A 12,010-nucleotide genomic window follows, 5' to 3' on the forward strand; every position below is an offset into this window, starting at 1 on the left:
GCCTTTCGCCGGCAAGCCGGCTCCCACACCGACCGCGCAAACCTCAAGCCTTGCACTGTCCCTGTGGGAGCCGGCTTGCCGGCGATGAAGGCAACGGGCATCAGCGGTTGAACCGCTCCGCCAGGCTGTGCAGGTACTCCGCCATGCGCTCCAGGTCCTGACTGATCTCGGCGCCCTGCTTGGCCTGCCCCGCGCTCTCGTCGCACAAATGGGCGATGCGCACGATCTGCTGGTTGATATCCTCGGCCACATGGCTCTGCTGCTCCGACGCCGTGGCCATCTGCTGGCTCATGCCGGTGATGCGACTGATCGCCTGGGCGATCCCCGACAACGCCTCCTGCACCGCCTCGACACTGTGCACGCTGTCGCTGGAGATCTGCTGCCCGCGGCTGGCGCTGGCCACCGCACGGTCGGCACCGGAACGCAGGGTGGAGATGATGTGGTGGATCTCCTCGGTCGAGGCGCGGGTGCGCTGCGCCAGCGACCGCACCTCGTCCGCCACCACGGCGAAGCCCCTGCCCTGCTCGCCGGCCCGCGCCGCCTCGATGGCGGCATTGAGCGCCAGGAGGTTGGTCTGCTCGGCAATCGAGGTGATCACATCCACCACGCTGCCGATGGACTGGGTCTGCTCGGCCAGGGCATTGACCGCCTGGCCGATGTCGCTGACCGCCTCGTTCATGCTGCCCATGGCGCGCAGGCTCTGCTGCGCCAGGTCGCTGCCCTGCTGGGCCAGTTGGTCAGCGTCGCTGGCGGCGTGGGCGGTGGTCTGCACGTTATGGGTCACCTGCTGGATGGTCGCCGCCATCTGCGCGATGGCGGTGGCCGACTGGTCGGTCTCGCTGCGCTGGCGGTCGAGCATCTGCGCCTGGGCATCGGACAGCCCGGCGGACTGCGCGGCCCGTGACTTGACCCCGACACCGGCATCCACCAGGCGGGTCAGCGCGGTCTGCAGGCGCGCCTCTTCGCTGATGATGGCCAGGTCTAGCTGGCCCTGCAGGCCGGGGTTGTCACTGTAGGTCAAGGCCACCAGCGGGCTGGTAAAGGCCTTGGGGTGCTCTTCGAGAGTACGGCGAATCGACTGGTTCTGCCGGTGCTCGACCACGTACCAGGCCGCCAGCAGGCTGGCCATCAGCACCCCCAGCGCCGCATAGGGGGGAAACCACAGGTAGGCGGCGGCCGACAGCAGGCCCGCGCCGATCAGCGGCCAGCCATGGCCGATCCCATGCCCCAGGCGTGCTGCCAGCGGGACCGGCGAGCGCCCCGCCCGCAGACGGGCGTACAGCTTTTCCGCCCGGCGGATCTGCTCCCGGCTCGGCACCGAGCGCACCGATTCGTAGCCACTGATGCGGCCATTCTCGTACACCGCCGTGACGTAGGCGCTGACCCAGTAGAAATCGCCATTCTTGGCGCGGTTCTTGACCACGCCCATCCACGGTTTGCCTTGCTTGATGGTGTCCCACATATGCCCGAAGACCGCCGGCGGCATGTCGGGATGACGCACCAGGTTGTGTGGCTGGCCGACCAGTTCGTCGTAGGTGAAGCCGCTGATGGCCACGAATGCGTCGTTGCAATAGGTAATGCGACTGTTCAGGTCGGTGGTGGAGATCAGCCGCTGGTCTTGGGGAAAGGTTCTTTCGTGCTCGGTGACGGGCAAATTCATGCGCATCGTTGGCGATCCCTTGCTTATCCAGATGAGTGGGAAAATCATCAAAGCAAGTAGATATTTAGCAGAAGGCCAGCATGCCAGCGGTCAAGTTTTGTAGAAAATTCGCCCGCCCTGACGGAATGTTCACAACGCGACAGTCCTCACCCTACGTTGAGCTGGCTCTTGAGCAGGTCGCGGAAGGTCTGGATCAACGGTTCCCGGCTGCGGCCACGGCGGATGATCAGGGAAAACGGTGCCTGGTAGCCGAACGTGGCCGGCGACAGCACACGCAGGTCGCCCTTGTCGACCCAGGCCTGGGCGTAGTGCTCGGGCAGGTAGCCGATGTAGGCGCCGGATAGAATGAGGATCAACTGCGCCTCCATGCTCTCCACGGTGGCCGCGCTGTGCTTGAAACCATGCCTGGCCAGCTCGGCCTGACTCCAGTAGCCCCGTCCGACCATGCGCTGCTGGGTGATCACCGGCTCAGGAATGCGCCGCTCGCCGAACAGCGCGTGACGACTGCTGCAATACAGCCAGTGCTGCTCGCGGTACAGCGGCTGGTACACCAGCCCGCTCATGCGCGAGGAGAACGCGCCGATGGCCAGGTCCAGGCGGTTGTCCTGCACCCCCAGTTGCAGTTCGTAGGGGCTCGAGACCGACAAATGCAGGTGCACCGCCGGGTGTTCCTGGCTGTAGGCGCCGATGGCCTCGGCCAGCGGCAGGGCACTGTCGCCAACGGTGGAGTCGATCACCCCCAGGTTGAGGGTGCCGCGCAGCTCGCCCTTGAGCGCCGCGGCGTACTGTTCGAAACCGTCCAGCTCACCGAGCAGGCGCAAGGTCTCCTGGTGGAACAGCTCGCCCTTGCTGGTCAGGCTGAAGCCGCCCCGGCCACGGTGGCAGAGCACGATGCCCAGGGCGCTTTCCAGCTGGCTCATGTAGGTGCTGATCGCCGAGGTCGACAGGTTGAGGTCACGCTGGGCGTTGGCGAACCCCTGGTGGCGCACCACGCTGGCGAAGATGCGCAGCAGTTTCAGGTCGGGCAGCGATGAAGCCATGGCGCAGGGTCCGCAGGGTGGAAATCGCCAGAGTCTAACTCGGTTGCCGGCCGATAGTTCAGAGAATCCTGAAGTAAGTATTTGTCGGTAGCGATTCTTCCCGACCACTACCTTGCGCAGACTGCGGCGAAATGTCCCTGCCCGCCAGCATGACCAGATGATCCAGGCGCGCGGCGGCACAGGTTCGAACAAACAGAACAATCGACCGACTGATGAGGCCCACCGTGGACAAGATTCTCCACCAACCACTGGGCGGCAACGAAATGCCGCGTTTCGGCGGCATCGCCACCATGCTTCGCCTGCCCCACCTGCAAAGCGCCGAAGGCCTGGACGCCGCGTTCATCGGCGTGCCGCTGGACATCGGCACCTCGCTGCGTTCCGGCACCCGCTTCGGCCCGCGGCAGATCCGCGCCGAGTCGGTGATGATCCGCCCCTACAACATGGCCACCGGCGCCGCCCCGTTCGACTCGCTGTCGGTGGCCGACATCGGTGACGTGGCGATCAACACCTTCAACCTGCTCGACGCCGTGCGCATCATCGAAGAGGCCTACGACGAAATCGTCGAGCACAATGTCATCCCGCTGACCCTGGGCGGCGACCACACCATCACCCTGCCGATCCTGCGTGCCCTGCACAAGAAGCACGGCAAGATCGGCCTGGTCCACATCGATGCCCACGCCGACGTCAACGACCACATGTTCGGCGAGAAGATCGCCCACGGCACCACCTTCCGCCGCGCCGTGGAAGAAGGCCTGCTCGATTGCGACCGCGTGGTGCAGATCGGCCTGCGCGCCCAGGGCTACACCGCCGACGACTTCAACTGGAGCCGCCGCCAGGGCTTTCGCGTGGTGCAGGCCGAGGAGTGCTGGCACAAGTCGCTGGCGCCGCTGATGGCCGAAGTGCGCGAGAAAGTCGCTGGCGGCCCGGTTTACCTGTCGTTCGACATCGACGGCATCGACCCGGCCTGGGCGCCCGGCACCGGCACCCCGGAGATCGGCGGCTTGACCACCATCCAGGCGATGGAGATCATCCGCGGCTGCCACGGCCTGGACCTGATCGGCTGCGACCTGGTCGAGGTTTCCCCACCCTACGACACCACCGGCAACACCTCGTTGCTGGGTGCCAACCTGCTGTTCGAAATGCTCTGCGTGCTGCCAGGGGTGGTACGCCGCTGATACCTCATCGCTGGCAAACCGGTTTCCTGTGGAAGCTGGCTTGCCAGCGATGAAGACGTCACGACACCAGCATAGAAACACCCCCGGCAGGAGCCATTCGGGAGGGCCATAGAGGCCCGCCAACACAAGACAGAACCGCCGGGCGCCTTGCACCGTCCGGACGGCCGATCTCGCCATAATAAAGATAATCGGGAGACCCCCAATGGCCTTGGACATCATCGTTGTACTGATCTATGCCGCCGGCATGCTCGCGCTTGGCTGGTACGGCATGCGGCGCGCGAAGACTCACGAAGACTACCTGGTGGCCGGGCGCAACCTCGGCCCGACCCTGTACATGGGCACCATGGCCACCACCGTGCTCGGCGGCGCTTCCACCGTCGGCACCGTGCGCCTGGGCTATGTGCACGGCATCTCCGGCTTCTGGCTGTGCGCCGCCCTGGGCCTGGGGATCATCGCCCTCAACCTGTTCCTGGCCAAGCCGCTGCTGCGCCTGAAGATCTTCACCGTGACCCAGGTGCTGGAGCGCCGCTACAACCCGATGGCCCGCCAGGCCAGCGCGGCGATCATGCTCGCCTACGCACTGATGATCGCGGTGACCTCGACCCTGGCCATGGGCACAGTGCTGCAGGTCCTGCTCGACGTGCCCTTCTGGATGGCCCTGCTGTTCGGCGGCGGCGTGGTGGTGGTGTACTCGACCATCGGCGGCATGTGGTCGCTGACCCTGACCGACATCGTCCAGTTCGTGATCAAGACCGTGGGCCTGATGTTCATCCTGCTGCCGGTGTGCCTGTACAAGGCCGGCGGCTGGGATGCCCTGGTGGCCAAGCTGCCGGCGGCCAGCTTCAGCTGGACCACCATCGGTTGGGACACCATCATTACCTACTTCCTGATCTACTTCTTCGGCATCCTGATCGGCCAGGACATCTGGCAGCGCGTGTTCACCGCCCGTGACGAGAAGGTCTGCCAGCGCGCCGGCACCACCGCCGGTGTCTACTGCGTGCTATACGGCCTGGCCTGCGCACTGATCGGCATGGCCGCCCACGTGCTGATGCCGGACCTTGCCAACCCGAACAACGCCTTCGCCGAGATGATCAAGGGCCAACTGCCCGAGGGCATCCGTGGCCTGCTGATGGCCGCCGCCCTGGCCGCGATGATGTCCACCGCCAGCGCCGGCCTGCTGGCCGCCTCGACCACCCTGACCGAAGACCTGCTGCCAAAACTACGCGGGGGCAAGCAGTCGAGCCTGGGCATTAACCGCCTCTTCACCCTGCTCACCGGCCTGGTGGTGCTGGGCATCGCCCTGGCGGTGAACGATGTGATCAGCGCCCTGACCCTGGCCTACAACCTGCTGGTGGGCGGCATGCTGATCCCGCTGATGGGGGCGATCTTCTGGAAACGCGCGACCACCGCCGGCGCCATCGCCAGTATGACGCTGGGCTTCGCCACCGCGTTGTTCTTCATGTTCAAGGACGGCCTGGATGCCAATTCGCCGATCTACTACAGCCTGGGCATCGGCCTGCTGAGCTTCGTGCTGGTCAGCCTGGCATCACGCAAGCCGGTGGCAACGGTGAACCTGGCCTGACCATTTCCAACCTCATTGTCGGCAAGGTAGCTTCAATGCACAGAAGCACCTTGTCGGCGAAAGTCCTACTCGCGAAACCGGCGACCACTCGCCCTATATAACAGATCGATCTAAAACTCTCACATCCTGCCCCGGTCACTACCTAAGTGCCCGCCTTCGCGGCACACCCTCCCCAACGGCAAAACCGGTAAGGACTTATGTGCGGATTAGCAGGAGAGTTACGTTTCACCCCCATCGACCAAGCGCCTCGCCCGGCGGACCTCGCCGCGGTGGAGCGCATCACCCACCACCTGGCGCCCCGTGGCCCCGATGCCTGGGGTTTCCATAGCCAGGGCTCGATCGCCCTTGGCCATCGGCGCCTGAAGATCATGGATTTATCCGACGGCTCGGCACAACCCATGGTCGACAATGACTTGGGCCTGGCCTTGGCTTTCAATGGCGCGATCTACAACTTTCCCGAGCTGCGCCAGGAGCTGCAGGACCTGGGCTACCGCTTCTGGTCGGATGGCGACACCGAAGTGCTGCTCAAGGGCTACCACGCCTGGGGCGCGGCACTGCTTCCCAAGCTCAACGGCATGTTCGCCCTGGCCATCTGGGAGCGCGACAACCAGCGCCTGTTCCTGGCCCGCGACCGCCTGGGCGTCAAACCTCTGTACCTGTCGCGAAACGGCGAGCGCCTGCGCTTCGCTTCGACCTTGCCGGCGCTGCTCAAGGGCGGCGATATCGACCCGGTGATCGACCCGGTGGCGCTCAACCACTACCTGAACTTCCACGCCGTGGTGCCCGCGCCGCGCACCCTGCTGGCCAATGTGCAGAAGCTCGAGCCCGGCACCTGGATGCGCGTCGACCGCCATGGCGAAGTCGAGCGCCAGACCTGGTGGCAGCTGCATTACGGCCCGAACCCGGACGAACGCGATCTCGACCTGGAAGGCTGGACCAGCCGCGTGCTCGACGCCACCCGCGACGCCGTGGCCATCCGTCAGCGCGCGGCGGTGGATGTCGGCGTGCTGCTGTCCGGCGGTGTCGACTCCAGCCTGCTGGTCGGCCTATTGCGCGAGGCCGGGGTGGACGACCTGTCGACCTTTTCCATCGGTTTCGAGGATGCCGGCGGCGAACGCGGCGACGAGTTCCAGTACTCCGACCTGATCGCCCGGCACTACGGCACGCGCCACCACCAATTGCGCATCGCCGAGCACGAGATCATCGAGCAACTGCCGGCGGCATTCCGCGCCATGAGCGAACCGATGGTCAGCCACGACTGCATCGCCTTCTACCTGCTGTCCCGGGAAGTGGCCAAGCATTGCAAAGGCGTGCAGAGCGGCCAAGGCGCCGACGAACTGTTCGCCGGCTACCATTGGTACCCGCAGGTCGATGGCGCCGAAGATGCCTTCGCGGCCTATCGCAAGGCCTTCTTCGACCGCAGCCATGCCGAGTACCGCGACACCGTGCAGGCGCCTTGGCGGCTGGATAACGACGCGGCCGGCGACTTCGTCCGCGAGCACTTCGCCCGCCCCGGCGCGGCGGACGCGGTGGACAAGGCGCTGCGTCTGGACAGCACGGTGATGCTGGTGGACGACCCGGTCAAGCGGGTCGACAACATGACCATGGCCTGGGGCCTGGAAGCGCGCACGCCGTTCCTCGACTATCGCCTGGTAGAGCTGTCGGCGCGCATCCCGGCGCGCTTCAAGCTGCCTGACGGCGGCAAGCAGGTGCTCAAGCAGGCGGCGCGCCGGGTCATCCCCCACGAGGTGATCGACCGCAAGAAGGGCTACTTCCCCGTACCCGGCCTCAAACACCTGGAAGGTGCCACCCTGGGCTGGGTACGCGAGCTGCTGACCGACCCGAGCCAGGATCGCGGCCTGTTCGATCCGGCCATGCTCGACCGCCTGCTGAGTAACCCACACGGCCAGCTTACGCCCCTGCGCGGCTCCAAGCTGTGGCAACTGGCGGCCCTGAACCTGTGGCTCAGCGAACAAGGAATCTGACCGATGAAAGCCCATGAGATCGCCTACGGCCAGCGCTTGCTGCGCGGCCAGGCGCCATCCTACGAGCGTCTGCAGGCACGCCTGGCCGGTGATGGCAGCGAGCCTCACGACAGGCCACGGGCGCTGCACTGTGGCTGGGGACGGCTCTTGATCGGGCATACCTACCCCGATCCGCTCAGCCTGGCTGAAGACCTGCTGCAGGAGCAGGCGGGCGAGCGCGACATCGCCCTGTATGTCGCGGCGCCTCAACAGGTACTGGCCCAGGCGCCGCAGCAGTTGTTCCTCGACCCTTCCGATACCTTGCGCCTTTGGTTCACCGACTATCGCCCTGCACAGCGGGTGTTCCGTGGTTTTCGCATCCGCAGGGCGCAGGGGCCAGCGGACTGGCAGGCGATCAACACGTTGTACCAGGCCCGCGGCATGCTGCCGGTCGACCCCGAGCTGCTGACCCCACGAGAACTCGGCGGACCGGTGTATTGGCTGGCCGAGGACGAGGACAGCCAAGCAGTGATTGGCAGTGTCATGGGCCTGGACCACAGCAAGGCTTTCGATGATCCTGAACACGGCTGCAGCCTGTGGTGCCTGGCGGTGGATCCTCAGTGCACGCGTCCCGGCGTCGGCGAAGTGCTGGTGCGCCACCTCATTGAGCACTTCATGAGCCGCGGCCTGGCCTGCCTCGACCTTTCGGTGCTGCACGACAACCGCCAGGCCAAGCGCCTATACAAGAAGCTCGGTTTCCGCAACCTGCCGACCTTCGCCATCAAGCGCAAGAACGGCATCAATCAGCAACTGTTCCTCGGCCCCGGCCCCGAGGCGACGCTCAACCCCTATGCGCGGATCATCGTCGACGAAGCGCTGCGACGTGGCATCGAGGTGCAGGTCGATGATGCCGCCAGCGGCCTGTTCACTCTCAGCCTGGGTGGGCGGCGGATCCGCTGTCGCGAATCATTGAGCGACCTGACTAGCGCGGTGACCATGACGCTGTGCCAGGACAAGCGCCTGACCCAGCGCGCCCTGCACAATGCCGGCCTGCAGGTGCCGGCGCAGCAATTGGCGGGCAACGCCGACGAAAACCTGTCGTTTCTCGAAGAGCATGGCGCTGTTGTGGTCAAGCCGGTTGATGGCGAGCAGGGCCAAGGGGTGGCGGTCAACCTCACGACGATCGAGGAAGTCAGCAACGCCGTGGAACAGGCCAGGCGCTTTGACAACCGTGTACTGCTGGAAAGCTTCCATGCCGGCTACGACCTGCGCGTCGTGGTGATTGGCTTCGAAGTGGTGGCCGCGGCGATTCGCCATCCGGCTCACGTTATCGGCGACGGCAAGCACAGCATCCGTGCCCTGATCGAAGCGCAGAGCCGCAGGCGCCAGGCCGCCACGGGCGGGGAGAGCCGTATTGCGCTGGATGACGAGACCGAACGTACGCTCAAAGGAGAGGGCCTGGGTTACGACGACATCCTGCCCGCCGGGCAACGCCTGGCCGTGCGTCGCACCGCCAACTTGCATACCGGTGGCACCCTGGAGGATGTCACCGAGCGCCTGCACCCGGTGCTGGCCGATGCCGCCGTGCGCGCCGCCCGCGCCCTGGAGATCCCAGTGGTCGGCCTGGACTTCATGGTCCGCGATGCCGAGCACCCGGACTATGTGATCATCGAAGCCAACGAGCGCGCCGGGCTTGCCAATCATGAACCGCAACCGACGGCCGAGCGCTTCGTCGACTTGTTGTTCCCGCATAGCCGGGCTTTGGCCTGAAATCCATCGCGGGGCAAGCCCGCTCCCACGCAATCGCGTGGGAGCGGGCTTGCCCCGCGATGAGGCCCTCGAAACAAAGGAGTAATCCTGATGCCTGAGAAACACCCCGAACCTGACCTCGACTACCTCAAACGCGTTCTGCTGGAAATGCTCGCCATCCCCAGCCCCACCGGTTTCACCGACACCATCGTGCGCTACGTCGCAGAGCGCCTGGATGAACTGAACATCCCCTACGAGCTGACACGTCGCGGTACCATTCGCGCCACGCTGAAGGGCCGCCAGAGCTCGCCCGACCGTGCCGTTTCGGCGCATCTGGACACCATCGGCGCCAGCGTTCGCCAGTTACAGGACAATGGCCGCCTGGCCCTGGCACCGGTGGGCTGCTGGTCGAGCCGCTTTGCCGAGGGCAGCCGGGTCAGCGTGTTCACCGACACGGGCGTGTACCGCGGCAGCGTACTGCCGTTGATGGCCAGCGGTCACGCCTTCAACACCGCCATCGACCAGATGCCGATCAGTTGGGAGCATGTGGAGGTGCGCCTGGACGCCTACTGCACCACCCGCGCCGATTGTGAAGCACTGGGCATCGCCATCGGTGACTCCGTCGCCTTCGACCCCTTGCCTGAGTTCACCGAAAGCGGCCATATCAGTGCACGTCACCTGGACGACAAAGCCGGCGTGGCGGCGTTGCTGGCAGCGCTCAAGGCCGTGGTGGAATGCGGCCAGCAACCGCTGATCGACTGCCACCCGTTGTTCACCATCACCGAGGAAACCGGCTCGGGGGCCGCGGCTGCCCTGCCGTGGGACGTCAGCGAGTTTGTCGGTATCGACATCGCGCCGGTGGCACCGGGACAGGCGTCCAGCGAGCACGCGGTGAGCGTGGCCATGCAAGATTCGTCCGGACCTTACGACTACCACCTGTCGCGCCACCTGCTGAAACTGGCCGGTGACCGCGACCTGCCCGTGCGCCGCGACCTGTTTCGCTATTACTTCAGCGACGCCCACTCAGCAGTGACCGCCGGGCACGATATCCGCACCGCCCTGGTGGCGTTCGGCTGCGACGCCACTCACGGCTATGAGCGCACCCATATCGACAGTCTGGCGGCCCTCAGCCGGCTGCTCGGTGCCTACCTGCTGAGCCCGCCGGTGTTTGCCAGCGATTCACAGCCAGCCAACGCTTCATTGGAGCGCTTCAGCCACCAGCTGGAGCACGATGCGCAAATGGAAAGCGACACCAGGGTGCCGGCGGTGGACAGCTTGGTGGGCAACAAGGGCTGATAGCGATGTGCACAATCTGTAGGAGCGACGCTGCGCCGCTCCTACACAGACCTCCTACGCCAATCGACTGCGCATGACAGATGATTTCACGTAGCATGTGCTCATTCCCTTCACCACTGCGCAATCCCATGCTGATTCCCCACGACCAACTCGAAAGCGAAACCCTGACCCGCCTGATCGAGGATTTCGTCACCCGCGACGGCACCGACAATGGCGACGACACACCGCTGGAAACACGGGTGCTTCGGGTACGCCAGGCACTGGCCAAAGGGCAGGCGTTCATCTTGTTCGACCTGGAAAGCCAGCAATGCCAGTTGCTGGCCCGGCATGAAGTGCCGCGGGAACTGCTGGAGTAACGGCCCGTCAGGCCCGCTGCTTCTGTAGCTCCAGGGCCTTGATACGTTTGTAGACTTCTATCCGATGCACCTCAACATCTCGAGGAGCGCAGATGCCGAAGCGCACCTGGCCGTTCTCCACCGACATCACCTGAATCCTGATGCCGCCGTCAATGACGATGACTTCGCCCACTTCGCGTCCGATAACCAGCATGCTCCGTTGCCTCTCGCTCAAGGGAAAATCGGAGACTGCCTCGCCAGCTTTCGCCTACTCAATCCTTCGTCGCAGAAATAGACATTTCCTACTTGTGAAGGTAAAGAAAACCTACAGAAACTCTCTGATTAGTTAGCTTTACGCGACTTTGCCCGCATCTTGACCGCCATGTCCGCCATGTCATCGTATAGCCGCTGAGGCGCCTGACACTTGAGTTTCCAGGCCTGTCGCCCGGCTTCATGGGGAAGGATCAGGAACTCTCCAGCAGCCACCCGAGCATGGATGTACTCGGCGATATCGGCCGCATTGATCGGCGAGCCTTCCAATAGCCTGCCCACTTGCGCCTTCATCGCCGGATCTGGCCCACGGAACGAATCGAGCAAGTTGGTCTGGAAGAATGACGGGCACACCACATGCACCGCTACCTCCACCTGGCGCAGCTCCACCAGCAGGCTCTCAGAGAGCGCCAATACGCCGGCCTTGGCCACGTTGTAGTTGCTCATGCCCGGCCCCTGCATCAGCGCCGCCATCGAGGCAATGTTGATGATTCGCCCGCGGCTGCGCTCGAGCTGTGGCAGGAACGCCTTGCAGCCCTTGACCACGCCCATCAGGTTGACCGCGATCTGCCAGTCCCAGTCCTCCAGGGACAGCTCGGCGAAAAAGCCACCAGAGGCCACTCCGGCATTGTTGACGATCACATCGACCCCACCGAACTTCTCCTCGCAAGCCTGGGCCAGGGCGGTAAGCTGGCTGTAATCGCGCACGTCGCAGCGTTGGGTGAAGCCGTCGCCACCCGCCTGGCGCACCAAGGCCAGGGTCTCGCGCAGCCCCGCCTCATTGACGTCTGCCAGGGCCAAATGCCAGCCCTCCCGGGCCCAGCGCAGGGCAATCTCGCGGCCAAGGCCGGAGCCGGCGCCAGTGATCATCATTCGGTTGTGCATGGTGCAGCGCCTTGAACAGTGGGAATGGCTGGAGTCTAGCCACAACTCCACGGC

At 64.9% G+C, this 12,010-nt stretch carries 10 protein-coding genes and 1 pseudogene; 6 read left to right on the forward strand and 5 right to left on the reverse strand.

Annotation, left to right across the window (positions count from 1 at the left end; translation table 11 throughout):
• Nucleotides 1-100: 100 nt before the first annotated feature.
• The 3 genes and pseudogenes from LU688_RS20655 to LU688_RS20660 form a co-directional block, all read right to left on the reverse strand.
• Complete coding sequence (locus LU688_RS20655) at nucleotides 101-1,129, reverse strand: methyl-accepting chemotaxis protein (protein WP_371041529.1); 1,029 nt, start codon at nucleotides 1,127-1,129, stop codon at nucleotides 101-103.
• 228 nt (nucleotides 1,130-1,357) lie between these two features.
• Nucleotides 1,358-1,708 (reverse strand): annotated as a pseudogene (locus LU688_RS28045) (PAS domain-containing protein); the annotation flags it as partial.
• Between the two features lie 98 nt (nucleotides 1,709-1,806).
• A complete protein-coding gene (locus LU688_RS20660) occupies nucleotides 1,807-2,700 on the reverse strand; it encodes a LysR family transcriptional regulator (RefSeq protein WP_046854595.1) in 894 nt (297 codons plus the stop codon).
• Nucleotides 2,701-2,924: 224 nt separating this feature from the next.
• On the opposite strand from LU688_RS20660, the gene speB reads away from it, so the two are divergent.
• The 6 genes from speB (at nucleotide 2,925) to LU688_RS20690 (ending at nucleotide 10,822) form a co-directional block, all read left to right on the forward strand.
• Nucleotides 2,925-3,875 (forward strand): agmatinase, encoded by a 951-nt coding sequence (gene speB, locus LU688_RS20665; protein ID WP_038706597.1) that lies wholly within the window; start codon nucleotides 2,925-2,927, stop codon nucleotides 3,873-3,875.
• A 202-nt stretch (nucleotides 3,876-4,077) separates the two neighbouring features.
• Nucleotides 4,078-5,457, forward strand: coding sequence for a sodium:solute symporter family protein (locus LU688_RS20670; RefSeq protein ID WP_094011845.1), 1,380 nt, complete (start codon nucleotides 4,078-4,080; stop codon nucleotides 5,455-5,457).
• Nucleotides 5,458-5,654: 197 nt separating this feature from the next.
• On the forward strand, nucleotides 5,655-7,442 hold the full coding sequence (locus tag LU688_RS20675; protein WP_160290646.1) for an N-acetylglutaminylglutamine amidotransferase: 1,788 nt from the start codon (nucleotides 5,655-5,657) through the stop codon (nucleotides 7,440-7,442).
• 3 nt (nucleotides 7,443-7,445) lie between these two features.
• Nucleotides 7,446-9,191, forward strand: a complete 1,746-nt coding sequence (gene ngg / locus LU688_RS20680; protein WP_023630056.1) for an N-acetylglutaminylglutamine synthetase — start codon at nucleotides 7,446-7,448, stop codon at nucleotides 9,189-9,191.
• A gap of 90 nt (nucleotides 9,192-9,281) precedes the next feature.
• Entirely contained in the window at nucleotides 9,282-10,466 is a 1,185-nt protein-coding gene (locus LU688_RS20685; protein ID WP_023630057.1) for an osmoprotectant NAGGN system M42 family peptidase, read from the forward strand.
• A gap of 128 nt (nucleotides 10,467-10,594) precedes the next feature.
• The gene (locus LU688_RS20690) at nucleotides 10,595-10,822 is read left to right on the forward strand and encodes a YheU family protein (protein WP_023630058.1); all 228 of its coding nucleotides are present in this window, start codon (nucleotides 10,595-10,597) and stop codon (nucleotides 10,820-10,822) included.
• Nucleotides 10,823-10,829: 7 nt separating this feature from the next.
• Here LU688_RS20690 and LU688_RS20695 read toward each other — a convergent pair whose 3' ends face one another.
• Nucleotides 10,830-11,015, reverse strand: a complete 186-nt coding sequence (locus LU688_RS20695) for a carbon storage regulator (RefSeq protein ID WP_023630059.1) — start codon at nucleotides 11,013-11,015, stop codon at nucleotides 10,830-10,832.
• A gap of 128 nt (nucleotides 11,016-11,143) precedes the next feature.
• On the reverse strand, nucleotides 11,144-11,956 hold the full coding sequence (locus LU688_RS20700) for an SDR family oxidoreductase (RefSeq protein ID WP_094011842.1): 813 nt from the start codon (nucleotides 11,954-11,956) through the stop codon (nucleotides 11,144-11,146).
• Between the last annotated feature and the right edge of the window lie 54 nt (nucleotides 11,957-12,010).

Origin of the sequence: Pseudomonas soli (assembly GCF_021283165.2) — a bacterium.
GTDB lineage: Bacteria > Pseudomonadota > Gammaproteobacteria > Pseudomonadales > Pseudomonadaceae > Aquipseudomonas > Aquipseudomonas soli.

Coding starts and splice junctions, on each gene's coding strand:
- LU688_RS20655 (WP_371041529.1), bottom strand. CDS start 1,129: ATGGCCAGCCTGCTGGCGGCCTGGTACGTGGTCGAGCACCGGCAGAAC.
- LU688_RS20660 (WP_046854595.1), bottom strand. CDS start 2,700: ATGGCTTCATCGCTGCCCGACCTGAAACTGCTGCGCATCTTCGCCAGC.
- LU688_RS20670 (WP_094011845.1), top strand. CDS start 4,078: ATGGCCTTGGACATCATCGTTGTACTGATCTATGCCGCCGGCATGCTC.
- LU688_RS20675 (WP_160290646.1), top strand. CDS start 5,655: ATGTGCGGATTAGCAGGAGAGTTACGTTTCACCCCCATCGACCAAGCG.
- ngg (WP_023630056.1), top strand. CDS start 7,446: ATGAAAGCCCATGAGATCGCCTACGGCCAGCGCTTGCTGCGCGGCCAG.
- LU688_RS20685 (WP_023630057.1), top strand. CDS start 9,282: ATGCCTGAGAAACACCCCGAACCTGACCTCGACTACCTCAAACGCGTT.
- LU688_RS20690 (WP_023630058.1), top strand. CDS start 10,595: ATGCTGATTCCCCACGACCAACTCGAAAGCGAAACCCTGACCCGCCTG.
- LU688_RS20695 (WP_023630059.1), bottom strand. CDS start 11,015: ATGCTGGTTATCGGACGCGAAGTGGGCGAAGTCATCGTCATTGACGGC.
- LU688_RS20700 (WP_094011842.1), bottom strand. CDS start 11,956: ATGCACAACCGAATGATGATCACTGGCGCCGGCTCCGGCCTTGGCCGC.